General features: G+C 70.2%; 25 protein-coding genes, 1 tRNA gene and 1 pseudogene. 14 read left to right on the top strand and 13 right to left on the bottom strand.

Annotated elements, in window-relative coordinates; all coding sequences use genetic code 11:
* Positions 1–10: 10 nt before the first annotated feature.
* The 7 genes from N5875_RS22480 (at position 11) to N5875_RS22510 (ending at position 4,195) form a co-directional block, all read left to right on the top strand.
* Positions 11–661 carry a DUF2637 domain-containing protein gene (locus N5875_RS22480; RefSeq protein ID WP_338495568.1) on the top strand — a complete coding sequence of 217 codons (651 nt, stop codon included), beginning with the start codon at positions 11–13 and terminating at the stop codon, positions 659–661.
* 17 nt (positions 662–678) lie between these two features.
* Positions 679–873 (top strand): mobile element transfer protein, encoded by a 195-nt coding sequence (locus N5875_RS22485; RefSeq protein ID WP_338495570.1) that lies wholly within the window; start codon positions 679–681, stop codon positions 871–873.
* Between the two features lie 13 nt (positions 874–886).
* On the top strand, positions 887–1,045 hold the full coding sequence (locus N5875_RS22490; protein WP_017947661.1) for a hypothetical protein: 159 nt from the start codon (positions 887–889) through the stop codon (positions 1,043–1,045).
* Between the two features lie 26 nt (positions 1,046–1,071).
* Positions 1,072–1,377: a SpdD-like protein gene (locus tag N5875_RS22495; protein WP_338495571.1), complete on the top strand. Its 306-nt coding sequence runs from the start codon at positions 1,072–1,074 to the stop codon at positions 1,375–1,377.
* Between the two features lie 90 nt (positions 1,378–1,467).
* Positions 1,468–2,856: a replication initiator protein RepSA gene (gene repSA, locus N5875_RS22500; RefSeq protein WP_338495572.1), complete on the top strand. Its 1,389-nt coding sequence runs from the start codon at positions 1,468–1,470 to the stop codon at positions 2,854–2,856.
* Positions 2,853–3,044: a helix-turn-helix domain-containing protein gene (locus tag N5875_RS22505; protein ID WP_338495573.1), complete on the top strand. Its 192-nt coding sequence runs from the start codon at positions 2,853–2,855 to the stop codon at positions 3,042–3,044. Before repSA ends, N5875_RS22505 begins: the two co-directional genes overlap by 4 nt.
* On the top strand, positions 3,044–4,195 hold the full coding sequence (locus N5875_RS22510) for a site-specific integrase (protein ID WP_338495574.1): 1,152 nt from the start codon (positions 3,044–3,046) through the stop codon (positions 4,193–4,195). Before N5875_RS22505 ends, N5875_RS22510 begins: the two co-directional genes overlap by 1 nt.
* 1,073 nt (positions 4,196–5,268) lie before the next feature.
* Here N5875_RS22510 and N5875_RS22515 read toward each other — a convergent pair.
* Both N5875_RS22515 and N5875_RS22520 read right to left on the bottom strand, forming a co-directional pair.
* Positions 5,269–5,341, bottom strand: a tRNA-Arg gene (locus N5875_RS22515).
* A gap of 392 nt (positions 5,342–5,733) precedes the next feature.
* Positions 5,734–6,506 (bottom strand): annotated as a pseudogene (locus N5875_RS22520) (transposase).
* Between N5875_RS22520 and N5875_RS22525 the strand changes: the two are divergent.
* The 5 genes from N5875_RS22525 to N5875_RS22545 all read left to right on the top strand — a co-directional run bounded on the left by N5875_RS22525 (position 6,490) and on the right by N5875_RS22545 (position 11,595).
* Positions 6,490–6,987, top strand: a complete 498-nt coding sequence (locus N5875_RS22525; protein ID WP_338499394.1) for a hypothetical protein — start codon at positions 6,490–6,492, stop codon at positions 6,985–6,987. The pseudogene N5875_RS22520 and the gene N5875_RS22525 sit on opposite strands and share 17 nt — an antisense overlap.
* A 207-nt stretch (positions 6,988–7,194) precedes the next feature.
* Complete coding sequence (locus N5875_RS22530) at positions 7,195–7,638, top strand: hypothetical protein (RefSeq protein ID WP_318210791.1); 444 nt, start codon at positions 7,195–7,197, stop codon at positions 7,636–7,638.
* Between the two features lie 12 nt (positions 7,639–7,650).
* Entirely contained in the window at positions 7,651–9,906 is a 2,256-nt protein-coding gene (locus tag N5875_RS22535) for a DUF6571 family protein (RefSeq protein ID WP_338495575.1), read from the top strand.
* 1 nt (position 9,907) lies between these two features.
* Complete coding sequence (locus N5875_RS22540; RefSeq protein WP_338495576.1) at positions 9,908–10,927, top strand: hypothetical protein; 1,020 nt, start codon at positions 9,908–9,910, stop codon at positions 10,925–10,927.
* A gap of 11 nt (positions 10,928–10,938) precedes the next feature.
* Positions 10,939–11,595, top strand: coding sequence for a hypothetical protein (locus tag N5875_RS22545; protein WP_318210794.1), 657 nt, complete (start codon positions 10,939–10,941; stop codon positions 11,593–11,595).
* 13 nt (positions 11,596–11,608) lie between these two features.
* On the opposite strand, the gene N5875_RS22550 is transcribed toward N5875_RS22545, so the two are convergent.
* Genes N5875_RS22550 through N5875_RS22565 form a run of 4 tightly spaced genes read right to left on the bottom strand, consistent with a single transcriptional unit; the run spans position 11,609 to position 13,690 of the window.
* Positions 11,609–12,019, bottom strand: a complete 411-nt coding sequence (locus tag N5875_RS22550) for a hypothetical protein (protein ID WP_338495577.1) — start codon at positions 12,017–12,019, stop codon at positions 11,609–11,611.
* Positions 12,016–12,552, bottom strand: a complete 537-nt coding sequence (locus tag N5875_RS22555) for a hypothetical protein (protein WP_338495579.1) — start codon at positions 12,550–12,552, stop codon at positions 12,016–12,018. The genes N5875_RS22550 and N5875_RS22555 overlap by 4 nt, the downstream gene beginning before the upstream one ends.
* 7 nt (positions 12,553–12,559) lie before the next feature.
* Positions 12,560–13,081, bottom strand: a complete 522-nt coding sequence (locus N5875_RS22560; protein WP_338499236.1) for a transposase — start codon at positions 13,079–13,081, stop codon at positions 12,560–12,562.
* A gap of 51 nt (positions 13,082–13,132) precedes the next feature.
* Positions 13,133–13,690: a hypothetical protein gene (locus N5875_RS22565; RefSeq protein ID WP_338499237.1), complete on the bottom strand. Its 558-nt coding sequence runs from the start codon at positions 13,688–13,690 to the stop codon at positions 13,133–13,135.
* A 734-nt stretch (positions 13,691–14,424) separates the two neighbouring features.
* Between N5875_RS22565 and N5875_RS22570 the strand changes: the two genes are divergently transcribed.
* Positions 14,425–15,408 carry a hypothetical protein gene (locus N5875_RS22570; protein WP_338495581.1) on the top strand — a complete coding sequence of 328 codons (984 nt, stop codon included), beginning with the start codon at positions 14,425–14,427 and terminating at the stop codon, positions 15,406–15,408.
* 462 nt (positions 15,409–15,870) lie between these two features.
* On the opposite strand, the gene N5875_RS22575 is transcribed toward N5875_RS22570, so the two are convergent.
* The 7 genes from N5875_RS22575 to N5875_RS22605 form a co-directional block, all read right to left on the bottom strand.
* Positions 15,871–16,545 (bottom strand): hypothetical protein, encoded by a 675-nt coding sequence (locus N5875_RS22575; protein WP_338495583.1) that lies wholly within the window; start codon positions 16,543–16,545, stop codon positions 15,871–15,873.
* A gap of 102 nt (positions 16,546–16,647) precedes the next feature.
* Positions 16,648–17,472, bottom strand: coding sequence for an ABC transporter permease (locus tag N5875_RS22580; RefSeq protein ID WP_338495585.1), 825 nt, complete (start codon positions 17,470–17,472; stop codon positions 16,648–16,650).
* On the bottom strand, positions 17,469–18,512 hold the full coding sequence (locus tag N5875_RS22585; RefSeq protein WP_318210799.1) for an ATP-binding cassette domain-containing protein: 1,044 nt from the start codon (positions 18,510–18,512) through the stop codon (positions 17,469–17,471). Before N5875_RS22585 ends, N5875_RS22580 begins: the two co-directional genes overlap by 4 nt.
* Before the next feature lie 342 nt (positions 18,513–18,854).
* Complete coding sequence (locus N5875_RS22590; protein ID WP_338495586.1) at positions 18,855–21,116, bottom strand: MMPL family transporter; 2,262 nt, start codon at positions 21,114–21,116, stop codon at positions 18,855–18,857.
* A 254-nt stretch (positions 21,117–21,370) separates the two neighbouring features.
* The gene (locus N5875_RS22595) at positions 21,371–21,829 is read right to left on the bottom strand and encodes a hypothetical protein (protein ID WP_318210949.1); all 459 of its coding nucleotides are present in this window, start codon (positions 21,827–21,829) and stop codon (positions 21,371–21,373) included.
* Positions 21,830–22,103: 274 nt separating this feature from the next.
* A complete protein-coding gene (locus tag N5875_RS22600; RefSeq protein ID WP_338495587.1) occupies positions 22,104–22,940 on the bottom strand; it encodes a DUF4097 family beta strand repeat-containing protein in 837 nt (278 codons plus the stop codon).
* Positions 22,941–23,063: 123 nt separating this feature from the next.
* Entirely contained in the window at positions 23,064–23,603 is a 540-nt protein-coding gene (locus tag N5875_RS22605) for a hypothetical protein (RefSeq protein ID WP_318210801.1), read from the bottom strand.
* Positions 23,604–23,839: 236 nt separating this feature from the next.
* Here N5875_RS22605 and N5875_RS22610 point away from each other — a divergent pair, with 236 nt between their 5' ends.
* Complete coding sequence (locus N5875_RS22610; RefSeq protein ID WP_338495588.1) at positions 23,840–25,537, top strand: class I adenylate-forming enzyme family protein; 1,698 nt, start codon at positions 23,840–23,842, stop codon at positions 25,535–25,537.
* The last annotated feature ends 124 nt before the right edge of the window (positions 25,538–25,661 follow it).

The raw sequence follows: 25,661 nt of genomic DNA on the forward strand, positions 1-25,661 counted from the left end.
AGGTGCCGACATGACCAGCAAGCTTCGCGTCGACGCCGTGCTGGTCCAAGCCCTGATCGCCGGTGCGCTGTCCTTCGCCCACCTGCACGACCTGGCCGCCGCTGCCGGACAGACCGGATGGAAAGCGTGGGCCTATCCCGTCTCTGTCGACCTGCTCCTCGTCGCCGCCTGGCGCCGGCTCCGTTCAGACGGCTCGTCCCGGCTCGCCTGGTGCTGGTTCCTGGTCTCCCTGTTCGCCTCGCTCGGTGCGAACGTCGCCACCGCCGGGTTCCTCGACCTCGCCCATCCACCCGGCTGGCTGCGCTTCGGCATCGCCGGGTGGCCCGCGGTCGCCTTCCTCGGTGGCACGCTCCTCGCCCACTCCCCAGCCCCGACGGACTCGGAGACCCGCGTGGTGGTCGAGCCGGAGCCGATCGGAGACACGTCGACTGACACGGAGTACGCCCCCGAGCCTGATGCCGTCGCCGAGCTGGAGCCGACCGCGCCCGCGCTGGCAGCCGCGCTCACCGTGCCCGTCCCTGCCGCCCTGGTCGAGCACGCCCGCAAGGTCGCCGACGATCACCGCGCCCGTACGGGCCACCCCATCGACACCGACACCCTGCGTGCCCGCCTCGGCGTCCCCGCACCCATGGCGGACGCCATCGCCGCCCAACTCGCCTGATCAGAACGGAGAACGCCATGTCCCCTCGCGACCACTTCCACTCCGTGATGCGCATTGGCCCCGTCCAGATCGGTAGCCACCGCGACCGCCACGGACGCACCAAGTACGCCGCCGTCTGCACCTCCGACCGCTGCGGCTGGTCCTCGGACTACTCCAGCTCCTCCGCCGCCCAGCTCGCGGCCCGCACGCACCGCTGCCGCATCTCCCACTGAACGGAAACCCCTCGTGGACGTCCCGCTCTGGCTCGCCCTGATCGTCGTCGGCGCCCTCGGCATCAAGCTCATCCGCCCGCCCTGGTGGCTCGTCGCCGTGCTGCTCCTCGGCGGCTTCCTCCTCGCCGACAGCCTGCTGGCCCCCGTCATCGACACCGCGATCTCCAAGTGACCTGACCCGGAAGGGAGAACCGCCTCATGTTCCGACCCAAGATCCCGACCATGCCGACGCCGACCGGCCTCGTCACCCCGCCCGCCGTCGTTCAGCCGACCGTCGTTCAGACCGTGCAGCAGCCCCTGGCCCCGGTCACCCCGGCCCGGCCCACCATCCAGATCACCCCCGGCACCGCGCTCGCCGTCATCGGCGCCGGCACCGCCGTCGTCCTGGTCGTCGGAACGGTCCTGGTCTCGATGCTCCTCGCGACCGCCGTCACTGCCGCATCGGTCGCCGTCTGCGCCCTCGTCATCCGCTCGCTGATGGCGTCCTCGGCCAAGCGACGCTGACCGGCCCCCGGGCGGCCTCGATACCGCCAAGCATCCGCCGCCCGGGAGCCGTACCCCTCGCCGATCTCTCAACCGGAAGGAACACCCATCATGGATCAGCGCACCGCCGCCACCGCGGCGGGCCTGGACCCGGCCACCCTCCACGACGTTCTCCGAGTCGCCGCCGCCCCCGACTTCGACCGCTGGCGAGACCAGGTGCACCGCACCGGCGGCTGCTCCGATCCCATCCACCTGACCGGCTGGTCCCTCGCCAAGGACCGCACGTCCGGCGAGACCCTCCGCCGATACTCCACGGAGGCCGAGCCCGGCGGCCGTCTCCGCGTCGCCTGCGGCAACCGCCGCGCCTCCCGCTGCCCCTCCTGCGCCCACACCTACGCGGGGGACACCTACCACCTGATCCGCGCGGGCCTCGCCGGTGACGAGTCCAAAGCCATCCCCGCGACCGTCCGCGACCACCCCCGGGTCTTCGCCACCCTCACCGCCCCGTCCTTCGGCCCCGTGCACAACCGGCCCGACCGCGGCACCTGCCGCTGCGGGACTCGCCACCCGGAGAACGACCCCACCCTCGGCACGGCGCTCGACCCCGAGGCGTACGACTACGCCGGAGCCGTCCTCTTCAACAACCACGCCGGACAGCTCTGGCAGCGCTTCACCAACCGTCTGCGCCGCGAGCTCGCCGCCCGCGCCGGGCTCACCCAGCGCGAATTGAAGGACGTGTTACGGGTCTCGTACGGGAAGGTCGCCGAGTTCCAGAAGCGGGGCGCGATCCACTTCCACGCCGTGATCCGGCTCGACGGACCGGATGGCCCCGGCACCACCCCACCCTCCTGGGCCACCGTGCGGCTGCTCGACGATGCGATCCGCGCCGCCGCCGTCCACGCGTACACGACCATCACCGTCCCGGCCGCCGGAGACCAGCCGCGTCGGAGGTTCCAGTGGGGACGCCAGCTCGACATCCGCCCGGTCAAAGCGTTCGGCGACGGCTCCGACATCACCGAACAAGCCGTGGCCTCGTACGTCGCCAAGTACGCCACCAAAGCCGCCGAGACCACCGGCAGCCTCGACCGGCGAATCGGCAACCGCGAAGTGCTCGACCTCCTCAACATGGCCGACCACCCCCGCCGCCTCATTGAGGCCTGCCTCGACCTGGCCCCGCTCTACCCGGACCGCAAGCTCACCGCCTGGGCCCACATGCTCGGCTTCCGCGGCCACTTCTCCACCAAGTCACGCCGCTACTCGACGACCCTCGGCGCCCTCCGCCAGATCCGCGCCGACTACCGCGCCGCGCAGGACGGCCACACCGACCCGGACACCGTGCTCGTCCTCGCCTCCTGGCAGTACGCCGGACACGGCCACACCCCCGGGGAGGCCGCCCTCGCCGCGACCATCTCGCGCGGAATTCAGCTCAATCGCCAGACCGCCCGCGAGGCCCTGCACGACCAACTCGGCCTGGATGTCCCGGAAGGAGCCGCAGCATGACCACCGCCACCACCGACGAACTGCTGACCGTGCCCGAGGTCATGGCCCGGCTCAAGCTCGGACGCTCCACGGTCTACGACCTCATCCGCTCGCGCCGCCTCACCTCGATCACCGTCGGCCGCGCCCGCCGCGTGCCCGTCGACGCCGTACGGAACTTCATCACCCACGAAATCCGAGAGGCCGCCTGATGCCCGCCAAGCGCAAGCGCAACCCGAACGGCGCCGGCACCATCACCCAGCGGAAGGACGGCCGTTTCCAGGCCGCCGTCTACGTCCTTCAGCCGGATGGCACCCGCGCCCGTAAGTTCGCCTACGGCAAGACCTGGGCCGAGTGCGACGCCAAGCGCCGCGCGCTCCTCGACAAGGCCGACAACGGCATCCCCGTGCCGACCCGCTCGGCGAAGCTCTCCGAGTGGCTCCCGTACTGGCTGGACAACGTCGTCCAGCCGCGCCGCAAGCTCAGCACGTACGACAAGTACGAGGCGCACGTTCGCCTGTACCTCGTCCCGATGATCGGCTCCAAGCGGCTGGAGTCCCTGAGCGTGGCCGACGTCCGGCGCTTCCTTGTTCAGCTGGAGAAGAAGACCACCGCGGCCACGGCCAAGGAGTCCCACCGAGTCCTGCGGACCGCCCTCACTGCCGCCTGCCGCGAGGAGCTGATCACGCGCAACGTGGCCACCCTCGTCGAGCCGCCCCGCCCGAAGGTCCGGGAGCTGAGCCCCTGGTCCCTGAACGAGACGCTCGACTTCCTCGCCGCCGCTCGCCGGGACCCGCTGTACGCGGCCTTCGTCCTCGCCATCGCCATGGGGCTCCGCCGGGGCGAGCTGATCGGCCTCCGCTGGGCCGACGTGGACCTGGACCACCGCGTCCTCTACGTCCGCCAGCAGATCCAGCGGCGCCGGGGAGTCCTGTATGACGACGATCCCAAGGGGCGCCGCCGGCGTGCCGTACCGCTTCCCGCCATGTGCATCGCGCCCCTGCGCTGGCACCGGATGCGGCAGAACGATCAGCGGGCCAAGGCGGGGGAGAAGTGGAAGGGGAGCGATTACGTCTTCACGACGCGTACAGGCAGCCCGGTCGAGCCTCGGAATGTGTACCGATCCTTCACCCGCGTCGCTGCCTCCGCCGGGCTCCGCGTCATCCGGCTCCACGACGCCCGGCACGGGACGGCGACCCTGCTCACTGCCGCCGGCGTCGCTCCCCGGGTCGTCATGGAGATCCTCGGGCACAGCCAGATCAGCATCACCATGGACGTGTACACGCACGTCGTCCAGGACACGCAGCGCGAGGCCATCAGCCACATGGACCGGCTGCTCAAGAGGCGGCCCGGTCTTGGGTGACTCTGGCATTGCGTACGGCTGTGAGCTCAGCTGACCACCGTGGGCCACATGCAGTGCCCCCGCCCTGTGAGTCCAGGGCGGGGGCACACACGTGCTTAGATCGGCAGGTCCCTGGGTGCTGGACGCTGATCGTCGAGCTAGACCAGCGTTCCGGGCGCGTACCTGTCGACGCTCTTGGACTCGGGGTTCCAAGCCCATATCCAGGACTGCTGCCACAGCTCGGGAAGGTCCTCCTCTGGCCGCGCATACGGGCTTGCATCCGGGCCAGGCAAACGCTCACCAGACTCCCCGCTGATCCAATCGCCAGTCTCGACGAGGGATGGCCGCCATGCGGCATCGCCGATCAGGATCGCGCGGACGCCACCAAGTTCCACGCTCCCGGCTCTCGCCGGCAGCCGCCACTCTCGCTCGTGCATCCAGGTGGATCCTGCCCCAGTCCGAACAGCCCAGTGCCCAAGCCCGGCCCTCCTGAAGTCCTCGCGGACAGCATCCGGCACGTAGGCAACAGAGCCCCCGCCGAGGGACAAGATCGATGTACGGCCAGCAACGATGCCCCATGGGGAGAATCTGCGGTCGGTGATCAGATGAGTCAGATGCTCTGGTGGGCTCTCCGAGAAGCACACGCACGGCTGCGTGTCGCCGAATGGAGGGAAGGCGCGCATTCGCCTCTCGGAGAGGATCCGATCCAACCGTTCTTGCGCAGTGGCCTGTTGGATCTCGGGCGGCACTCCTGCAGGGCGGCTGCCAGGGCGCCCCGTGAAGTGAAACAAGTCGTCACTCTGTGCGGGACCCACGATCCCGAGTTCCATCAACGTCACATTGACCCCCCAAGGTCGACCGAACCCTCATCGTCCTCATGATGGTCGTGGCGCTCCACCGAAACAGCGTCGTTTCAAGCAACCGGCATGGTGCCTTCGCATCACCGCCAGGACGCCGACATCACCCGTCCAGTAGGACCCGACGACCGCATGGCAGACCATGGAAGCCTGAGGACGACGCCATGCCTCGCCGTTGATGTCAGCCGTGGATGTCAAAGGGCACCTAGCAATGTTGCTAGGTGCCCTTTTCCCTTGTGCCCCCGGCAGGATTCGAACCTGCGACACCCGCTTTAGGAGAGCGGTGCTCTATCCCCTGAGCTACGAAGGCGGGGGCTTGCCGAAAACCCTGTCGGAAACCCCAGTGGGGAATGCCGGGCGGGATGTGACAAACGCCCTGGTCAGCTTTCCGTCGGGGCGATGCCGGGTGAGGTCCGGAGGGACACTTTCCCGGGTAGGCGCCCTGAAGGTCGACTGACCGCTGACAGCCTAGCGGATAGGGCTCACGGAGGTCGCCCCCCTAGGGCGAGTCGACTGCGGTGCCGTCGTGCTACCCCCTCTGAGCTGGGTCGATTCATGCCGAGGGTGATGGTGGTGAGGCTGCGTGATCAAGGCACTGGCCTCGCGGAGGTGAGTCGTGATGTCCGTTCTGACCTAAGGGCTGTCCCGCAAATGATCTTCAGGTCGCCTCGGGCATGGTCGGCCGCCGCGCGGTGCGTTGTTCTAGCCAGCGAGGGCGAGGCTGTGCATGCGAGCGATACCGAGCATGGGGTGGTGGACGCCGTCGCCTCTGAGGCGGCAGTCGCGGAGGATCTTCCAGGTCTTCATGCGGGCGAAGACATGCACGACGCGGGCGCGGACCTGCTTGTGGGACGTGTTGTGTTCCTCTTTCCAGTCCGGGAGTTCAGCCTGGCCGCGCTGCCGGCGGTGGAGGATGACGAGTTCGGTGCCCGGGTAGCCGCCGTCGGCGATCGCCATCGTCTTACCGACGGCGGCCTTGGCGCCGGATTCCTCCCGTGCCCTGCAGTCGTTGCGGTTCCCGGCGAGCGGCCGACCGACCGCGACGACCAGGCGGGTGTCGGCGTCGATGGCGACCTGGTGGTTGGTGGAGTGCCGGTAGTTCTTCGACCGCTCGGCGATGGTGTGGTCCCGGGTGGGGACCAAGGTGCCGTCCACGATGAGCACAGTGTCCTTCGCGAACCGCTTGCGGGGCTGGAGCGCGAGCATCGGCCCGAGATGGTCGATGATCCGGTCCGCCGCCGACTGCGAGACGCCGAACAGCGGCGCGAGCTGCCGCATGGTCAGGTTCGTACGCCAGCACGCCGCGACCAGCAGAGCCCGGTCCTCCAGTGGAAGGCTCCACGGCCGGCCTTTGCGGACAGCGTCCGCATGCCCTGGCGCCACAGAACCGTCACCAGCTCCTTGAAGGCACGGGGGCTCAGCCCGGAGAACGGGGCTATCCAGGACGGATCCGACGCCGTGATCACACCAGCCACGTCAAGATCATCTCTCGCGCGCACCATCAGCAGACCCGTGGTTGAAGCCCGCCGCTTCTGGTTGAGTACGGCCATGATTGAAGCGGTGTTGTGGGGACTGCTCGGCGGAGGCGGGGTAGCTCTCGTGTTCCAGGCCAAGCTGCGACGATCCAAAGCTCAGTCAGTGGCTGAAGCCCCGGACGTCATCACGATGGCAGTCAAGGGACTGGCGGGGAAACGGCGCTGGCGACACGGCAGGGTTCGCACGACGACGGAACATCTGACGTGGCAACCCTGGTTGCGAGTCGGCTCGGTGCTCCCGCTCCCCGCAGACCTGCACCCCGTCGGACAGCGGCGCCCGCGAGTCGCCGAGATGTGGACCATGAATCCGCAGGTCGTCATCATCGAGTGCCAGTCCTCGGCCGGCGGCCTATCACTTGGCGTGATGCCGTGGAACGTGGAGCAGGTGCAGGGACTCCTGCATCGCCACCGAGCGCGGTAGCCCGCCCCTGGTCGTACGGGAAACGGTCGGCCGTCGCGACCGATGCGACTTGGTGATCATTTGCGGTACAGCCCTTAGGCACGGTCACTGGCGCTGAGCCGCGCGCGTCTGGTCGGGGACTTGACGGGGACGGGTGTTGTCGCCCTGGCGTTCGAGGGGGGCGTGGGTAGGGTGGCGGGCGGGGCAACAGTGGCGAAGGGGGAACTGGTGTCGTTCGACGAGGAATGGGCTGAGGTCCGGGAGGACGCGGCCGTGCGTCAGGACTCCGCGATGAGGTTGAACTCCGCGGCGGTTTCCCCCGGGGGTGGCTCGGGGCAGCCGAATCTCCGGACGAACGATCCGGGGAAGGCCGCGGCGGTGAAGGCTTTGGAGACGCGCCTGCAGCCCGACACGCAGAAGGCGGGGATCGTGGCGGACGAGTCCACCAACGCGGCGGAGACCGCCTTCACCTCTTGGGCGACCAGCGCTGGTCTCAAGAGCGCGCACGAGCAGTGGGCGATGCAGGTCAAGTCGCTCCAGGCCCGGCTGGACGCGGACAAGGCCGCATTGCAGGGCACACGCACGGGATTCACGGGATTCGAGACCGGGCTGCAGCATCAGTGGCTGCTTCAGCCGCCAGTCGGCGGCCCGCAGGGCCCGTACGCCAAGTAAACGGGGGAACTGATGCTGACGTACCAGGATGTCGTCACGATCGATCTCACGCCGCTGACCACTTCCGCGGGCAAGTGGGACGAGATGGCGACGAGCTTTCACACGTTGGAGACCGACTACAAGGATTCGGTGCAGTCCGTCGCCGAGGACGGTGTCTGGCTCGGGCTGAGCGCGAACTCCGCTTCGGGCCAGTTCGCCGGGACCCGTAAGCAGTACGCGGCCGCGCAGGTGGAGGCCAAGGCGATCGCCTCGCTGCTCCGGGACGCGCACACCCAGTTCGTCACGCTGGTCAAGGCGGTCAAAGACGTCGTCACCCAAGCCCAGGCGGACGAGATGATCGTCGATGGCCAGGGCAAGGCGACGTGGGACTCCTCCAAGTACAAGACCTCCCGGAACGATCCGGACTATCCGGAGTTCCAGCGCAAGCGCTACGAGGCGGCGACCGAGTGGACACGACGGATCGATGCCGCCGTGAAGGCCGTGGACGACGCCGACCAGGGGGCGAAGCTGGCCCTGACCCAGGCGGCCGGTGGGAACAAGGGCGTCATCCCGGGCCTGCCCAACCAGCAGTACGGCTTCAACGGCGCCGCGGTCGGTGACATCGAGCTGTACGAGGCGCAGAAGGCCCAGGACATCGCCACCCGCATCAACAGCGGCGAGAAGGTGTCCGCAGCCGACTACGCCGAGCTGAACCGTTCCTTCCGCGACAACGCCGGCAACAAGGCGTTCAGTCAGACGTTCCTCGCGGGCCTGGGCACCGAGGGCACGATCAAGCTCTCCGGCAAGCTGAACACCAAGGAGCACCAGGACCTGGAACGCGGCCTCGCCAACACGGTCGCCGGAGCGACCCAGGTGCCGGGGAAGACTTCCGAGATGCCCCCGGGGTCGAAGAAGTTCAACGAGTGGCTCAACAGCCCGGACGGCAAGTTCTACAAGGAGTGGACCGAGAGCCTCGACAAGTCCGGCACGAAGAACTTCGGCTCCAACACCCAGCCGCTCTACGGTTACCAGTCGTTCGTCAGCATGATGCAGCACGCCGACGCCGACTACGACGACCAGTTCCTCTACCAGCTCGGTGACGATCTGATCGCCGCCGAGAAGGAGCACGAGGGCATCTTCACCAAGTGGGGCGGCGGCTGGGAGGAGAAGGGGATCGAGAGTGACCCGATCGACGGCCTCCTCGGCGTGATGAGCAAGAACCCCGAGGCCGCGACCGCGTTCTTCGACCCTCAGGGCAACGGTCCGGCCGGTGACCACGTCGGCAACGACCACCTGAAGTACCTCCTCGGCAGCGGCGACGACTCCCGCGAGTGGCCCAAGAACGTCATCACCGGCTACGGCGTCGCCACCTACGACGACTACACCAGCCGGATCGGCCTCGGCGCGGCTCTTGAGGCGGCCACCACCGGGCGCGAGCCCAACGCGGCCGGGGCAGCCTTCGACCAGCACTCGGAGGCCCAGGCACGGGTGATGCAGGAGACCATCACCGTCCTGGACAAGGACGGCAAGGGCGACGCCGTCGAGCAGAACCTGAAGGCACCCCTGGGGCGTGCTCTCGCCGACTACACCATGGACACCCACGCGATCCTCAGGGGCGAAAGCCCCGGGGACGGCTCCGGGATCAAGGCGAACGGCGAGGACTCCAGCATCACCAACGACAAGCACAGCCTGCTGCGGGTGATGCGGGGCGTATCCGACGCGGCGTACGGGACGACGCCCGGAGGCGAACCCGTCCTCGTCTACGACCTCCTGTACGAGAACCAGAAGCTGTACTCGGCCGAGTACCTGGCCACGGCACGTGACGCCGAGGCCGGCCAGCAGAACAACGTCGTCGGCGACTGGGACAACAAGGCGCGCAACGTCGGCGAGGTGTACGGAGCGATGACCGCCATCGGCTCCGACATGATCCTCGACGACCGCGACACCAAGATCGGCAACCTCAACGACGCGATGCGCTACACGTACCACGGCGTCGGTGGCCTCTTCACCCAGATCCCCGTGGTGGGCGACCCGATCCAGCGCATGGTGGATGCCGCCACCTACGAGTACTCCAAGGACGTGTCGGCCGCCGCGGAGGATGTGGCCAGGTCCAAGGACAGCACGGCGACCTCTGCCGGCATCGGCGGCACGAACGCACTGATGGACGCCTGGGGCGGCACGCGTGGTGTCCAGGGCAGCGAGGCGCACGAGCACGCCAAGGGCGAGGCGCAGCAGAGCTTCATCACCGGCCGCGAAGACGCGTACTCGGCCCTGCGAACGAGGAAGTGAGATGAGGGACGGCAGCAGCCGGGCAGCTCTCGGGCGGAAGGTCATCGCTCCTGTCCTGGCAATCGGCGTCCTGGCAGTCGGCGCTCACCTGTGGCTGAACACCAACCTCTTCGCCGACGACGAGGTCTGCGGTGGGCTGGTGACCACCGACTCGGCCGCCGCCGCCTTCCCGTCGTCCGGCCGCGTCTCCGACCGCGACGGACCGGACTCCCGGCCGGATGACCGACTCGCCTTCACCTGCACCGTCGAGAGCTCGTCGTTCCTGCCGGGCTCGGAGACCGAGCACATGCGCATCTCGGGCACCCGCGAGCGGGGCGACTTCCCCTTCACCGACGATGGCCGCTGGCCGAACCCGGCCACCACGTCGTTCTTCACCGGCGGCGCCACGGGCGCGGTCGGAGAGGACCACGGCTGGGTCCTGCTGCCGGGCACCTGCACGACGAAGGACGGGCCCGCCATCGTCGAGGGATACGCGCCCGAGGGCTCTGATCCCGTGCAGCTTGCCCGGCTCCTGACGGATGTCGCCAACAAGGCGGCCGAACAGGCCGGGTGCCTCGACAAGGGGCCCCTCGGAGCTCCCACCGCTCTCACGGCGTCCCCGGAGCCACGGCCGGTCGATGACGCGGCGGTGTGCGGTCTCCAGGGACTCACGTTCCCCGGACCGGAAGTGCGGACCGGGGCGAAGGAGTCCGTGCAGGAGAGCCTCCGGCCCACCTGGGCCTGCGAGGTCGCCGGGTACGCCACCTACGCCGTGACCCAGGAACCGCGAATCGTCGAGGGCATCCTCTCCTCGCCCGGATTCAAGGAGCAGCCTCGGGTGGCCGGCCGCCAGGTCTCGGGCTTCGACCCCCGGCACGTCGTAGCCGACTGCGCAGGTGTTCCGACGTACTTCTCCCTGGAGTTCGGCCGGAGCTACCAGGACGCCGTCGGCGCGCCCGGTACCCCTCGCAGGCAGGACCTGTTCGACGACTTCGTCGAAGCCGCCGGCAAGCGGCTCGGCTGCTCCGCCCCGACCTCCTGAGGACACGACACGTGACACACGGACGACACCGACCGCTGATCGCGGCCGCCCTGGCGGCGGCGACCCTGGTGACCGGCTGCCAGAGCGATGCCGGAGGCGGTGCGGCGCCGCTGAGTCTGAGCGGACTGACCAAGACCGCCGACGGGATGCCCGACGACGGGGCCGACACCTGCCCGCTGCCCTATGACGTGGCCGAGGCGGCGAAGGCCGCGGGCCTGGACGGGGCGGCCGGAGCCGGACCCGTACAGGACGGCGGCGATCCCGTCGCCACGGCCGAGGGCGGCAAGCGGGCCAAGCCCGGGGAACCGTTGGCCGAGAACCCGGGTGCCCTAGTGAGCTGCACCTTCCACATCGGCAAGGACGACGTGCAGGTCCACACCGTCGCCACCCGCACGCCTCAGGCCATCGCCCCGCTGGCACCGGTGATCCAGATGATGTCCGGATCGTCCGTCGACGAGTTGGTCGGCTACACGAAGAAGGCCGGCGACGCCAAGGCCGGAGATGCCGTCGTCACCGACAGCGGCAACGTCGCCGCCGTACGGCTGAAACCGGATGGCGACGGCGACGCCTTCCTGCTCGTCGGCCTCGGGGAGGCGGGGGCAGCTTCCCCGGACCGGGAGCAACAGGTCGGCGACCTCGCCAAGGCACTCGCGGGCCAGGTGCAGTAAGGCAGGGCAGGCATCACGCCGCCTTCCGGAGTTCGTGCGCGCTGGTGCGGCCTTCGAGGAAGACCTGGTGGCTGGTGGCGTTCTGGGAGAGCGCGAAGCCGAGGACGAAGACCTTCTGGCGGTCGACGCCGTAGGCGATCATGCGGCGGTTCCACAGGCTGAGGTCGAACTGGCTGTGGACGGACTCGGAACCGCTGCGGTACGGGTACACGAGTTGGCGGGAGAGCGTCTCCTGCGGGATCTGCTGGAGGTGCTCGGCGCGGTGGAAGCCGCGCTCGTGGTCGCTGGGGATCCGTCGGCCGGTCTCGGCGTCGCGCAGGGCCCGGTCCTCGGCCGTGGTGGTGATGCCGACGGGGACGCGGTACTCGTGGTCTCCGTGGCGGCAGGGAATCTTCAGCAGGTGGTACCAGCGGCTCTTGGTCACGCCGATGCGGGCTCCAGCCGAGTGATCGGTACGGGCTGGAGCACGCGGGTGCCGTCGTCGATGCGGATGCTCTCGGCGATGCGGCCCTGGTCGCACCACAGTTCGTGGCCGCTACGGCACGGCTTGACGCGTTCGTAGAAGACGGGGTTGACCGAGCCGTGCTGCTTGTTGATCACGAGGAGTCCGCGCCGGGCCAGGGCGTCGCGGTGGACACCGCGCAGGGCTCCGTCGTAGATGACGCCCATGCAGTCGGGCAGAACTGTCTTGAGCTGGGAGAACTGGCGGACCGCGATGGCGGCCTCGTCCTCGTACTCGCCGCCCGCCACGTGCGCGAACGTCAGGATGACGCGGGTCCAGTAGCCGTCGCCGCGCCCGGAACCGAAGAACCACTTCGTGCCGCGCACGGGCCGCTTCGCCTTCTCCCCGTTCTCGTAGTAGTCGCGGGCGGCCGGGTCGACCCGGTGGATGCGCAGATCGCCCGTGACGGGGTCGACCGTCTCCTGCTTGCGTGCCTTCGACGGTGCTTTGGGCACGGTGGCGTCACCCACGAGCAGCTGTCGGCGTTCCGGACGGCTCCACGTCTTCTCTCTTCCCGCCGACGGAACTCAGGAGCGGAACCGGGCCGTTCTCACCAGCGCGCCGGCCGATGACCTGATCACGTGAAACGGACCGTAGCGAGACCCGACGGCGCGCGGTCGTGGCTTCGATGACGGGCATGACCACGGCCCTCCCCGTGCCTTGCTCGGCGCCGCCTGAGCCATCCGGTGAGAGGCCCGTCGTCAGGGGCACGTACTTTGCGTGGTGCCGCTCAGGGGCGGCTGCCATTCCGGTATCCGATGATCGGTGGCTGCGGCCTGCAACGGCAGCCGACGTCGGCTTCGACCGCCGCAGCCGGTTGTAGACGCCTCTCCAGTTGCCGTACTTCTCCGGCAGATGGACCCACTGCGATCCGGTCTGGAACTTCCAGGCGATCGCGTCGATCACCTCTCGGTGGTCCCGCCACCGGCCGCCCCGCCTTGGTGTCCGGTCTCGGAGTAACGGCTCGATCCGCGCCCACTGCATGTCAGTCAACGGCACACAGAAACAACGATCCGCTGATCTCAACGAAACTTCTTAGGATCCCGACGAGTCCGCGGAGGCCAGTCCGGTGTCCGACGGCTTACCGGGTTGATCGCCCAGCAACAGGATGAGCCCACACAGGCCACCGGCCAACCAGCTAGCCATCATCCACGTTCCCCAGCCGAAACCCAATGTCGCGATGAAGGCGACAGCCGATGTCGTGAGACCGGCAACAGCGGCACGCCGCGGGCCGTTGCCAGCATCCCACTCACGGCGCAGTACGCCAGTGCGCTGCCAGGTTCTCCAGAGACCGACACCCACGATGGTCGCTTCCACCACAACGAACCAGGCGGGAATTGGAGGCAGACTGTCCGACCCCGCCTTGCCGCGCCACACGTCCATAAGCCCGCCGACCAAGACGACCGGCCCAGCCAGGGCGAACACCCCTGCCAGCAAGCGGAAGAAGCCAACGCCCACGACCGGTACGCCGACACCGCCAAACGGCATGACAGCGTGGGACAACCTGTGGAAGCGGTGGGCAGCTCCTCGGAAATCCGTCGCGACGATCCAGCCCACGGCCGTCGCGAACACCCCCCAAGCCACCGAGAACATCACGCCCCCTTTGCTGTGAATTCGCCCCGGTCAGCGACGCCACCGGCTGTGCCCGCCACGGTATACCGGCGTCATCAGCTCTCGGCATGCCGGATCCCGGCAAGGTGCGCGCTTGCCGGATGCCGGATGGACGCCCAGGCACAGGCGGGCTCCACACTACGGCCGACGCCTTACTCGGCAGGGATTCCGCATTCTCCGGGTCTCGCGGTTGTCTCCCGGCGCCTCAAAACGCGCAAGGTCCCCAACCTGGATCACTCCCTGTTCCGGGAGTGATCCAAACGAATGGCCCTAGATCGTCCAGGATCACCGGGGCGTGCGGTGCCCACTGCGAAGCCTGGTGCAACCTCGCACAGGAAATACCGCGTCTCATGGAAGCGGTCCCTGCGCCCGTCCCGGTCGGTCGTGCCTGGCAGGCGACAGCCAGCGCCTTGATCGGGTGATGGACGGTAGCTGGTTTCCGGTTCGCGGGTGTCCGTGACTGACCCCGGTGAATGGACGGCGCGTGCGCCGGCCTGTTCCGCCCGAAGCCCGATCCCTTCCTCTACCGCGTGCGGAACGACCTTCTTCTGCACCCGCGAAGGACGTGAACGAAACACGCTTCTCCTGCCGGGCTCCGGCAGCGTCGCCGCCCAGGCGCTGCCGGAGCCGCCCCTCGTGCCGCCACCCGGTGCGCGAGACGCTGTCAAACCATCAGGGGAGGGGGCGGGATGAGGCATATGCCTTTCTTTCGTTGGGTGCTGACGTTGGGCTTCGTGCTCTTCGCGTGCGCGCTGGGCCTTTACGCCGCCGGATCGGACCTGCCCGATGCGCGTCAGATCGACCTGACGGTGCTCGACGAAAAGCCCGACGGATCGTGCCGGGTCCGCTGGGTCGACCCATACCAGAAGCGGGCGCGGGAAGCGTCCTACCACTGTGACGCCGGCCGCTCCTCCCTCCTCAAGGCACCCCAGTACGCCGACAGCCGAGGCTATGGCTGGGAGAGCGGGTTCATGCTCACCGAGGGACCGGACCGGGGGAACCTGGAAGACCTCGCCGCCGAACCGGACCTCGGGTACGCGGACGGCTTCCTGTTGTCCGGGGTGCCGCTCATCGCTCTCGGGCTGATCGGAGGGAACCTCCGTGCCCTCCCGCGGGTTCTCGGCGTGGAGGCGCGGCTCGTCCGCCGTGCGACCCGACTGTCCGAGGCCGCCGCGTGGGCGGCCGAGGACTACGAGCGGGCTGTGGCGGCGGTACGGGAAGCAGGGCGTCACGGTGACCTGCCCAGGGCTGCAGGCAGCGGTCCCGCCAGCCCGCTGGTCACGGCGCTGTGGCTACTGAGGGAGGCGGGTCCACCGGCGTGCGAGACAGCAGTTCTCGGCGCGAGGCTCACGAAACAGCTGCACGGGCTGTTGGACGATGCGGCGCCCGCCGCCGGGCTGCGGAACAGGCTGCAGGCCGGCCCGGCGGCCCGGCTGAACGCCGCCCGGGCCGTTGCCGAGTTGCGCCTGCTGCTGGCCGAATCAGAGCGGAACGGTCTTCCTGAGCGGTTCGCACAGACCTCGGTCGACCTGCTCCGGGGGCAGGACGTCGACCGAGCCGCCCTTGCGGCCGCGACGGACTTCGCACGGGATCCCGCCGCGTACCACCGTCTGTTGGAGCAGTTGACGCGGCCCGAGTCCTCGGTCCCTCCGCCGACTTCGTCTCCCCGCCGGGGGCGACGATGGCGCCGACGTGGGTGATGGTCCCGCAGGGCGCCAGCACGTTTCGTCGGTGCCGGGGCGGACCGGCCATACTCGGGCCTCTGAGCTGCGGTGATGGGCACTGCGTTCCGCGGGAGCCGGGGAAGCGTTTTCGGCAGCTTCCGTGCGAGGGCTCTGACCTGCGGTTATGGGGTTTTCTCCAAGCCCCACGAAGGCGGGGATCTGTCGGAAGACGGGTCTGAAATCCGCCCGAAGGGGGCGAATGTCAGGCTGTCTGGGATCCCGACAGTGCTGTGGTGATGTGGCCGGTGAAGGCTTTGTCACCGCGGACAGTGTAGCGGGTGGCCTGGTGGCGGCAGGGGACTCGTGGGCGATGGAGTTCTTCGGTCAGGCGTCGCCGGGGTGGATCAGGGGTGCGGTCGCCGTCCCGGACAGGGGTTCTCGGTGATTCCGCCGCCGGCTGCCGACAGCTCGTACGTTCCCACCGACCCCATGACGCGACTACCTGCCCGGCACGGTGTGGTACTGGGTGGTCAGCGTCCATTCGAACAGGGTTCCCGGGCGTTCCCGCAGTTCGGCGAGGGTGACTTCGGCGGGGGCGGACACGCAGGTGCTGAAGACCGTCTTGCGCGCGGGGCACGGCTCCGGGATCTTCGCCTGCGCGTTGTCGCCGGGCGCGTCCCAGAACAGGAGCATCCCGCCGGTGACGCTCGCGACGGACGGGCGGAAGGCGTGGGGCTGTTCGTAGGTCTTGTTCTCGTAGTACTTCAGGGCGCTGCGGATCGATCCCTCGGACCAGGTGGCGGGGAGGTTTTGGAGGACTTGGGGGACGGGGCGGTCCACGACGAAGTACAGGTGCAGGCGTATCAGGCAGTACATGGCGGGCTGCTTCGGTGCGTTCTGGTCGAGGTAGTTCCTGCCCCCGCCCCGGGCGCATGTGTCCACCACGGTGGTACGCAGGGCCGGGCCCCACGGTGAGGGGCTGTTGATCTCGTCGGCCCGCGCGCGCAGTTCGCGCTCGGCGCGCTCCCGCTTCTCGCGGACTTCGTCCGATGTCGCGATCCGCTTGAGTTCGTTGTGGCCGGGGGCTTCGGAGCAGGCTCCGGCACCGGCCAGGAGTAACGCGAACAGAAGGGATGCGGCCCGGCCTGACCGTCGGCGTAAGGGTGGGGTCATGGTTCGAGTCTCCTCTGCACGCGGAGAAGGGCGGCACCGGGATCGTTCCCCGGGCCGCCCTTCGGCGTGGTCGGTTGTGGTCCGTGGTCCGTGGTCCGTGGGTCAGCGCGTCACCTCGCGGTTGAAGACCGCGCGGGACCAGAAGTAGCCGAGGGCGGCGAGGCCCGTGCACCAGGCCAGGGCGATCCAGCCCGCGTTGCCGATGTCCGTGCCGAGCAGCAGGCCGCGCAGGGTCTCGTTGATCGGGGTGAAGGGCTGGTACTCGGCGAACCAGCGCAGGGCCGTCGGCATGGACTCCGGGGGGACGACCGCGCTGCCGAGGAAGGGCAGGAAGGTCAGCGGCAGCGGGGCGTTGCTCGCGGACTCGACGGTCTTGGCGCCCATGCCCATCGCGGCGGACAGCCAGGCCATGCCGAAGGCGAGGAAGAGGAGCAGGCCCGCGGCGGCCGCCCACTCGACGACCGAGGCGTCGGGCCGGAAGCCGATCGCCAGGGAGACGCCGGTGACCAGGACCAGGACCGCGGCCACCTGGAGGACGCTGCCCATGACGTGGCCCGTGAGGATGGAGCCGCGGGAGATCGACATCGTGCGGAAGCGGTTGACGATGCCTTCCGTCATGTCGGTGCAGACCGACACGGCCGTCGCCACGGCCCCCGAGGTCGCGGCCATCAGGATGATGCCGGGCACCAGGTAGTTGATGTAGTCGCCGCGGTCGCCGCCCGCCCCGATGCCGGCGCCGAGCGCGCCGCCGAAGACGTACACGAAGAGCAGCAGCATCAGGAGCGGCATGACGAGGATCGAGATCGTCATCGACGGGTAGCGCTGCATGTGCTTGATGTTGCGGCGCAGCATCGTCAGGGAGTCGCGCAGGGCGTACGAGCGGGTGGGCTTGGCAGGCGTGCCCGGGGTGAGGGTCGCGGTGCTCATCGGGTCGACTCCTTCTGCGTGGTGGCGGCGGTGGCGGTGGACGGGGCGGGGACGGTGGGGGCGTTCTGCTTGCCCGTGAGGGTGAGGAAGACGTCGTCCAGGTCCGGGGTGTGCACGGTGAGCGACTCCGCCCGGACCCCGGTGCTGTCCAGGGCGTCGAGGATGGAGCGGAGGTTGGCGACCGAGCCGTCGCTGGGGATCTGCAGGGCCAGTGCCTCGTCGTCCCGGGTCGCGATGCCGAAGACCGCGGCCGCCGTGGCGAGGTGGGTCTCGTCGGCGAACCGGACGCGCACATGGCCGCCGGGGATCAGCCGCTTCAGCTCCTCCGCCGTGCCTTCGGCGACGAGCCTGCCGTGGTCGAGCACCGCGATGCGGTCGGCGAGGTGGTCGGCCTCCTCCAGGTACTGCGTGGTGAGGAAGATCGTCACGCCCTGCTCCGTGACCAGGTCCCGGATCAGCTCCCACATGTCGCGGCGGCTGCGCGGGTCGAGGCCCGTGGTCGGCTCGTCGAGGAAGATGATCCGCGGCCGGCCGACCAGCGTCATCGCCAGGTCGAGCTTGCGGCGCATGCCGCCGGAGAAGGTGGCGACGTTCTTGCGGGCCGCCTCGGTCAGGTCGAACCGCTCCAGGAGCTCGGCGGTACGGCGCCGGCCCTCGCTGCGGCTCAGGTGGTAGAGGTCGGCCATGAGGAGCAGGTTCTCCTCGGCCGTCAGCAGCCCGTCGACGGCGGCGAACTGTCCGGTGACGCCGATCAGGGTGCGTACCGAATCGGCGTCGGCCCGCACGTCGTGGCCCGCGATCCGGGCCTCGCCCCCGTCGGCCGTGATCAGGGTGGAGAGGATCTCGACCGTCGTCGTCTTGCCGGCGCCGTTGGGGCCGAGCAGGGCGAAGATCGTGCCCTCGGGGATCCGCAGGTCGATGCCGTCGAGCACCACCTTGTCGCCGTACGACTTGCGCAGGCCGATCGCGGAGATCGCCGTGGAGCGCGTGCTGGGGGCCGCGGTGGCCGCCGTGTGCGTGGGGTGGTCCGTGGTGCTCATGGTCTGCGGGCCTTTCTCGATCGGAAGCCGGGCGAGGGTGGGGCTGGGGGACGGTGGTGCTCGTTCGGTTGCTTGGTTGCTCGGTTGTCGGTTCGCTTGGCTTGTACGTGGCGTTCGTTTGGCGCCACTCCGTGCCGCGCTTGCGCCATCATCGTGGCACACGCGTGGCGCCATGTCGAGTCATTGTGGCACCACTCTTGCGTCTGTGTGTCGCCATGCGGTGCCGCGCTGCCCTGACCTGCGCTTTTGTCAGGGCCAGCCCGCGCAGCGGAAAGGCGCCCCATGGCGCCGACCTGGGTCGGCCGGTGCCCTGGGGCGCCTGCTGTCGGCTTACGAGGCCGCTCAGCCGACCAGGGTGCGTTCCCGCGGCGAGCGTGGCGCCTGCTGTGTATCGGCGAGCTTCTCGCCCTCCACGTCGACCCGGGGCAGGGCCCGGTCCAGCCACTTCGGCAGCCACCAGGCAGACCTGCCGAGCAGGGCGAACAGCGCCGGCACGATCGCCATGCGGACCACGAAGGCGTCGAAGAGAACCGCGATCGCGAGGGCGAAGCCGATCATCTTCACGAAGTCGTTGTCCTCCACGATGAAGCCGGAGAAGACGCTCATCATGATGACCGCGGCCGCGCCCACCACCCGGCCGCCGTAGCGGAAGCCGTCGACGACCGCCTCGCCCGGACGGGCACCGTGGGCGTACGACTCGCGCATCCGGCTGACCAGGAAGACCTCGTAGTCCATCGCGAGGCCGAACACCACGCCGATCATGAAGATCGGCATCGTGCTCATGATCGGGCCCGGTGCGTCGATGCCGAAGACGTCGGCCAGCCAGCCCCACTGGAAGACCGCCACGACGGCGCCGAGCGCGGCCGCCACCGAGAGCAGGAACCCGAGGGCCGCCTTGAGCGGGACCAGGACGGAGCGGAAGACCACCATCAGGAGGAGGAAGGCGAGGCCCACGACCAGGGCCAGGTAGGGCAGGAGCGCGTCGTCGAGGGTCTGCGAGAAGTCGATGAACATGGCCGTCTGGCCGGTGACGAGGATCCGCGACGCGGTGCTCGGCTCCAGGTCGTCGGCGGTGTCGCGGAGTGCGTGGACCAGTTCCTCGGTCTTCTTCTCGGTCGGGCCCGTCGTGGGGATGACGTTGAGGATCGCGGTGTCGCCCGCCGTGTTGGCGGTGGCCGGGGAGACCGAGGCCACGCCCGGCGTCTTCGCGAGGGCCCTGCCGATCTCGTCGCCGGCGGCCGTGGCCTTCTGGGCGTCCTTCGTCTGCACCGTGACCATCAAGGGGCCGTTGAAGCCGGGCCCGAACGACTCCGAGAGCAGGTCGTACGCCTTGCGCTGGGTCGTCTGGGTCGACATCTGGCCCTCGCCCGGCAGACCGAGCTCCAGGCTCGCGGCCGGTACGGCGATCGTGCCGAGGCCGACCACGCCGACGAGCAGGACGATCACGGGGTGGCGCAGGACGTAACGGGCCCAGCGGGTGCCCAGGTTGGGCTTCGTCTTCCGGGCGAGCTTCGCCTCGTGCTTGGCGGCCCTGCGCCGCTGACGGTCCGACAGCGGCTTCACGGCGTACCGCAGGCGTCCCTTGCGGGCCATCACCTTGACCGGTGCGAGGCCGAGGAGGGCGGGGACCAGCGTGATCGCGACGAGTACGGAGACGGCGACGGTGCCCGCCGCGGCGAGGCCCATCTTGGTGAGCATCGGGATGTTCACGACGGCGAGTCCGGCGAGGGCGACGATGACCGTGAGGCCGGCGAAGACGACGGCCGAGCCCGCGGTGCCGACGGCCCGTCCCGCGGCCTCCTCGGGAGTACGTCCCTCGGCCCGCTCGGCGCGGAAGCGGGACACGATGAACAGCGCGTAGTCGATGCCGACCGCGAGGCCGATCATCATCGCCAGGGTCGACGTGGTGCCGGACAGGCCGAAGGTGGAACCGAGGGCCGTGATGCCCGAGATGCCGATGCCGACGCCGATCAGCGCGGTGATCAGCGGCATTCCGGCCGCGAGCATCGAGCCGAAGGTCAGGACGAGGACGATCGCGGAGACCAGGATGCCGATCTGCTCGCCGGTGCCGCCCATGGCCTGCTCGATCTTCACGGCGTCACCGCCGGCCTCGACGGTGAGACCCGCCTCGCGGGCGTGCTCGGTGGCCGCATCGAGGGCGTCGTGCGCCTTGTCGTCGACCTCCGCCGCGGGGACCTTGTACGTCACCACCATGTAGGCGGTCGTCCCGTCCTCGCTGATGCTGACGGCGGGGGACTTGTACGGGTCGGCGACGCCCACCACCTGCGGGGACGACGCCTCCAGGTCGGCGACGAGACGCTCGACCTCGGCCTTCGTCGAGGGTGTCGTGATCCTGGCGCCCTCGGGGGCGCGGACGACGACCCGGGCGGTGGCGCCGTCGACGCTCGCGTCGGGGAACTTCTCGGTCAGCAGGTCGAAGGCCTCCTGCGACTCGGTGCCCGGCATCGAGAACGTGTCGGCGGGCGGCGCCGGCGCGGACGAGGCGGCGACGCCCGCACCGGCGAAGACCAGCAGCCAGAGCAGCAGCGTCACCCCCTTGCGGCGGAAGGCGAGTCGGCCCAGTTTGGAAAGGAACGTAGCCACGGTGGGGCTCCCGTTGGGTGGTTGACGGTCGGGCGGGGCAGCACGACATGGCCGCATGCGGCGTGGCGGCATGGCGGCGCCGGGTGGTGCCGGGTGGTGCCGGGGGTAAGGGGGGTGTGCAGGCCGCGCGTGCGGTGCGCGGAGGCGCGGAGCGCGAGAGGCGCGGTGCGCACGAGAGGCGCGGTGCGCGAGAGGCGCGTGAGGTGGGGGCGCGGTGCGGGGCGGGGATCGTCGCCGCTCCGGGTCGGGCCGGGTCAGGACGCGGTGGTGAGCAACTCGTGGCGCGTCGGGGACCGGTGGAGGTCGAAGGTGACCGGCGTGGGCCGCTTGCGGGCCGTGGCGAAGACGTACAGGCGCAGTGCCAGGAAGCGGCCGACGCCCGCGAGGCCGGAGGCGGAGAGGTAGACCGTCTGCTCGACGGCGAGACCGGGCGTGCTCTCGAACGCGTGCAGGACGAGCATCGCGAGGGTGGTCACGGAGAAGGCGGCGGCGGCCGTTCCCGCGGACTGCAGGTGGTGGCGGAGGGTGCAGCGCAGCAGGCCGCGCCCGGCGGCGGGCCGGAGCTCCGCCGTGAAGGTGAAGCGGGCGTGCAACTCGGTCGCGAGGACCGTCGAGACGACGGTGACCAGCGCGTTGGCGAGGGCGAACGGCAGGTGGGCGGCGAGCAGGGCGACGGCCGCGCTGGACGCGAGGCCGACTCCGCCGCCGAACATCACGAAGCGAATGAAGGAGGCCAGGGCGCCGGGGGCGGCGGCCGCTGCGGGGGGAGGGGGCGCGCCGGGCGCTGCGGGGGTACGGGCCGCGCCCGGGGTACGGGGGGCGCCTGGGGCTCCGGTGGCTCTGGTGGCTTCGGTAGCTCCGGGGGTGCCAGGGGCGCCAGGGGTACGGGGCGCGCCGGTGGTGGTGGGCTGTGATCCGCGTTCCATCGGGCTTCCGTCCCCCCTTGATTCCCTGATTCCTTGATTCCTTGACTCGTTGTTCGGGTGTCTAGGCGCGGCGGATGACGATGTCGCCGACGCTCGTGCGGCCGCGGACCTCGACCGTCTCCTCGGACTGGCCCGGGCCCTCCGCCGCACCCAGTTCGTTGCGTACGCGGCCGGCCGTGGACCGTACGTCGAGCCATGCCGCGGTTCCCTCGGCGATGCCCACTTCGAGGCCTCCGGCGGAGGAGTCGAGCGTGATCCGGCCGCGGACGACCTCGCCGAGGCGGATGGCGCCGCTGGCGGTCTTCGCGGTGACCGAGGACTCCGTACGTCCCACGCTGATGGGCCCGTTGGACGAGTTCACCCGCAGCTCGCCGGTGATCTCGCCGACCGTCGTCTCGCCGTTGAGGTTCCGGATCGTCGCCGATCCGTCGATCCGGCCGATCCGCACCCGGCCGGAGCCGTGGATCTCGGTCTCGCCGGTCGTGCTGTCGACGAGGACGTCGCCGTGCGAGGTCTTCAGCCGTACCGCCGCTGCCTCCTCCAGCTGGATGTCGCCGGCGGCGGTGGTGAGGCGGCAGTCTCCGAACAGGCCCTCGCCGATCAGCTCGCCGAGGCCCGTCCTGCAGGTCAGTTCCGAGCCGGCGGGCAGCTCGACGGTCACGTCGACCGCGCCGATCTTGCCGAAGAGCGAGCGCTTCTTGGGGCCCTTGACCAGCAGCTTTCCACCCGTGCAGGTGACGTTGGTCTCCGCGGCGGCCTGGACGTCGAGCTTGTCGCCGGGGTCGCTCGGCGTCACCTCGACGACGGTGTCGGTGCGCTTGCCCGCGACGATCCGGGCCCGCCCGATCTCGATCTCGATGGTGGCGGAGAGGGGTGCGGGAGTGTCGAACGTAGGCATGGCTGTGCCGTCCTTTGACTGAGGTGAGCTGAGGTGGGGTGAGTGCTGGGGTGACGTGCCTCGTGCGGCGGTGAGGTGTGCGGGGTGCCTGGGACGTGCCGCAGGTCCTGGCGGACTACTGGACTAGCGGACCCAGCCGGTGAAGCCCTGGCCGACGGCGGGGCCCACGCCCGTCGTGCCCTTCCGGGTGCGACCCGCCGCGCTGCCCGGCTCCAGGGCCGCGGCCACGGCCCGGACCAGCCAGGCGTTGACCGAGAGTCCCTCGCGGCTCGCGGCCTCCTCGACCCGGATCTTGAGCTGGGCCGGCGGCCGGAAGTTGATACGGGAGGTGGCGCCGCCGTCCTCGCCCTCCACGGGGGCCGCGACCGGCGGCGGCGGGGCCGGCAGCGTGGTCTCGGCCTCCTCGAAGAGGTCGGCGGTGGGCGGCGCGGTCACCACGAACTCGGGGTTCAGGCCGCGCAGCCGCAGATCGACCGAGCCGGGTGCGAGGTCGCGGGTGATCTCGTCCATCGCGTCGGACAGGGCGTTGAGCAGGGTCAGCCGGGCGGCCGACTCGAGCTGCCCGGTGAGTCGGTCCGCCAGGGCGCGGGCGTCGTCGCCGCCCGCCTGGGCGGCCACGCCGAGCTCATGGCGGAGATTGTCCACGTACGGGGTGAGGTCCATGACGCAATAGTGGCACCATCATGGCGCCATTGCAAGTCATCTGGCGCCATGTTGCGCCACGGTGTGCCAGAGTGTTGCCGGGTTGGCGCCACGGCGCCACGGGGGCGCGGGGCACGGGGGCACGGGGGCGCGGGGCACGGGGGCACGGGGGCGCGGGGCACGGGGTTGACCCGGTTCGGGGGTGCGCATAGCGTCGCCGCGCCGGGACGGCCGGCGGATGCTCAGGGGGTTGCGCGGTGGCGGTGGCAGAGGGATACGAGCGGCTCACCGCGAACGGGGCGCCGTTCGCCGTCGAGAGCGGGGTGTACGCCTCCGGACCCCGCACGCTGAGGGAGTTCGTCGAGGTCGTCTGGGGCTACGGCGACCGGGTGTTCCTCGTGTCCGATGACGGGCGGACGACCTACCGCGAGTTCTTCGACGCCGCCTGCGGGCTCGCCCGGCGGCTCGTCGGGGAGTACGGGCTGCGGCCGGGCGACCGGGCCGTAATCGCCATGCGGAACCATCCCGAGTGGCAGGTCGCCTTCTGGGCCGCCCAGCTCGCCGGGCTCGTCGCCGTACCGCTCAACGCCTGGTGGACCGAGGACGAGTTCACGTACGCCCTCGACGACTGCGCTCCCGCGGTGCTGCTCGTCGACGGGGAGCGGGTCGGGCGGGTGCGGGAGTGGGCCGTCCGTAACCGCGTGCCCGGGATCGTCTTCCACGGGGAGAAGGGGGAGGGCGAGGCGTACGGGGCGTACAGGGAGGGCGAGGCGTACGGGGAGGGCGAAGCTGCTCCCGGCGACGCGGCCGGCTTCGTGCCGTACGTCCCCGACACCGATCCCCACCTCGGGCCGCCCCTCGTCGACGTCCTGCCCGAGCACGACGCCACCATCATCTACACGTCCGGCACCACCGGGCGCCCCAAGGGCGCCGTCGCCACCCATCTCGCGCAGGCCGGGGCCGCCATGAACCCGCGGTTCTTCGCCGCCGCCGCGGCCCTCGCGCGCGGGGACGTGCCCGGGGTGGGGCCCGTGCCCGTGTCGCTGACCACGTTCCCCTTCTTCCACGTGGCCGCGTTCACCTCCTTCTACGGGGTGATGGCGGCCGGCGGCACCCTGGTCATGATGCGGAAGTGGGATGCCGGCCGGGCCCTCGAACTGATCCGGGAGCACCGCGTCACCCACTACGCGGGCGTTCCCACCACCGCCCTCCAGCTGCTCGACCTCGCCCGCGCCACCGGCGACCCGCTCGAAAGCCTCACCCTGCTCAGCACCGGCGGCGCCGCCGCCCCGCCCGGCATCGTCGGCGGGATCACCGCCGGGTACGGGGAGCGCGTCGAGCCCCGCAACGGCTACGGACTCACCGAGACCAGCGGCGGCGTCCTGTCGAACGTCGGCGCCGAGTACCGCGCGCATCCCGGCAGCGTCGGCCGCCCCACACCCGTCACCGAGGTGCGGATCGACCGGCCCGACGCCGAGGGCGTCGGCGAACTGTGGCTGCGCGGGCAGTCCCTCGTCCGCGGCTACTGGGGCAACGAGGAGGCGACCCGCGCCGCGTTCACCGAGGACGGGTGGTTCCGGACCGGGGACCTCGCGCGTGTGGACGCGGACGGGCGGGTCAGCATCGTCGACCGGCTCACCGACATGGTCGTCCGCGGCGGCGAGAACGTGTACTGCGTCGAGGTCGAGGCCGTGCTGCAGCAGCACCCGGACGTCGTCGACGCCGCCGTTCTCGGCGTACCGCACCCGCTCCTGGGCGAGGAGGTCGCGGCCGTCGTCCGGCTGCGGCCGGGCGCCGCCGTCGGCGCCGACGAGCTGCGCACGCACGTGGGCGCGCGGCTCGCCGCCTTCAAGGTGCCCGCCCACGTTCTCGTACGCGAGGAGGAGCTGCCCCGGAACCCGACCGGGAAGCTCCTCAAGCGGGAGTTGCGGGGCGCCCTGACCGGCGACGGCTGATCCGCCCGAATCGAGGCGGCGTGATTCGCTCCGACGCGGGGCGGCCCGCCTCGACTCCGTGTGATCCGCTCCGCCTGGGGATCGGCTCGCCTTGACTCCGTGTGATTCGCTCCGACGCGGGGCG

Origin of the sequence: Streptomyces sp. SJL17-4, from assembly GCF_036826855.1 — a bacterium.
In the GTDB taxonomy this organism is placed as follows: domain Bacteria; phylum Actinomycetota; class Actinomycetes; order Streptomycetales; family Streptomycetaceae; genus Streptomyces.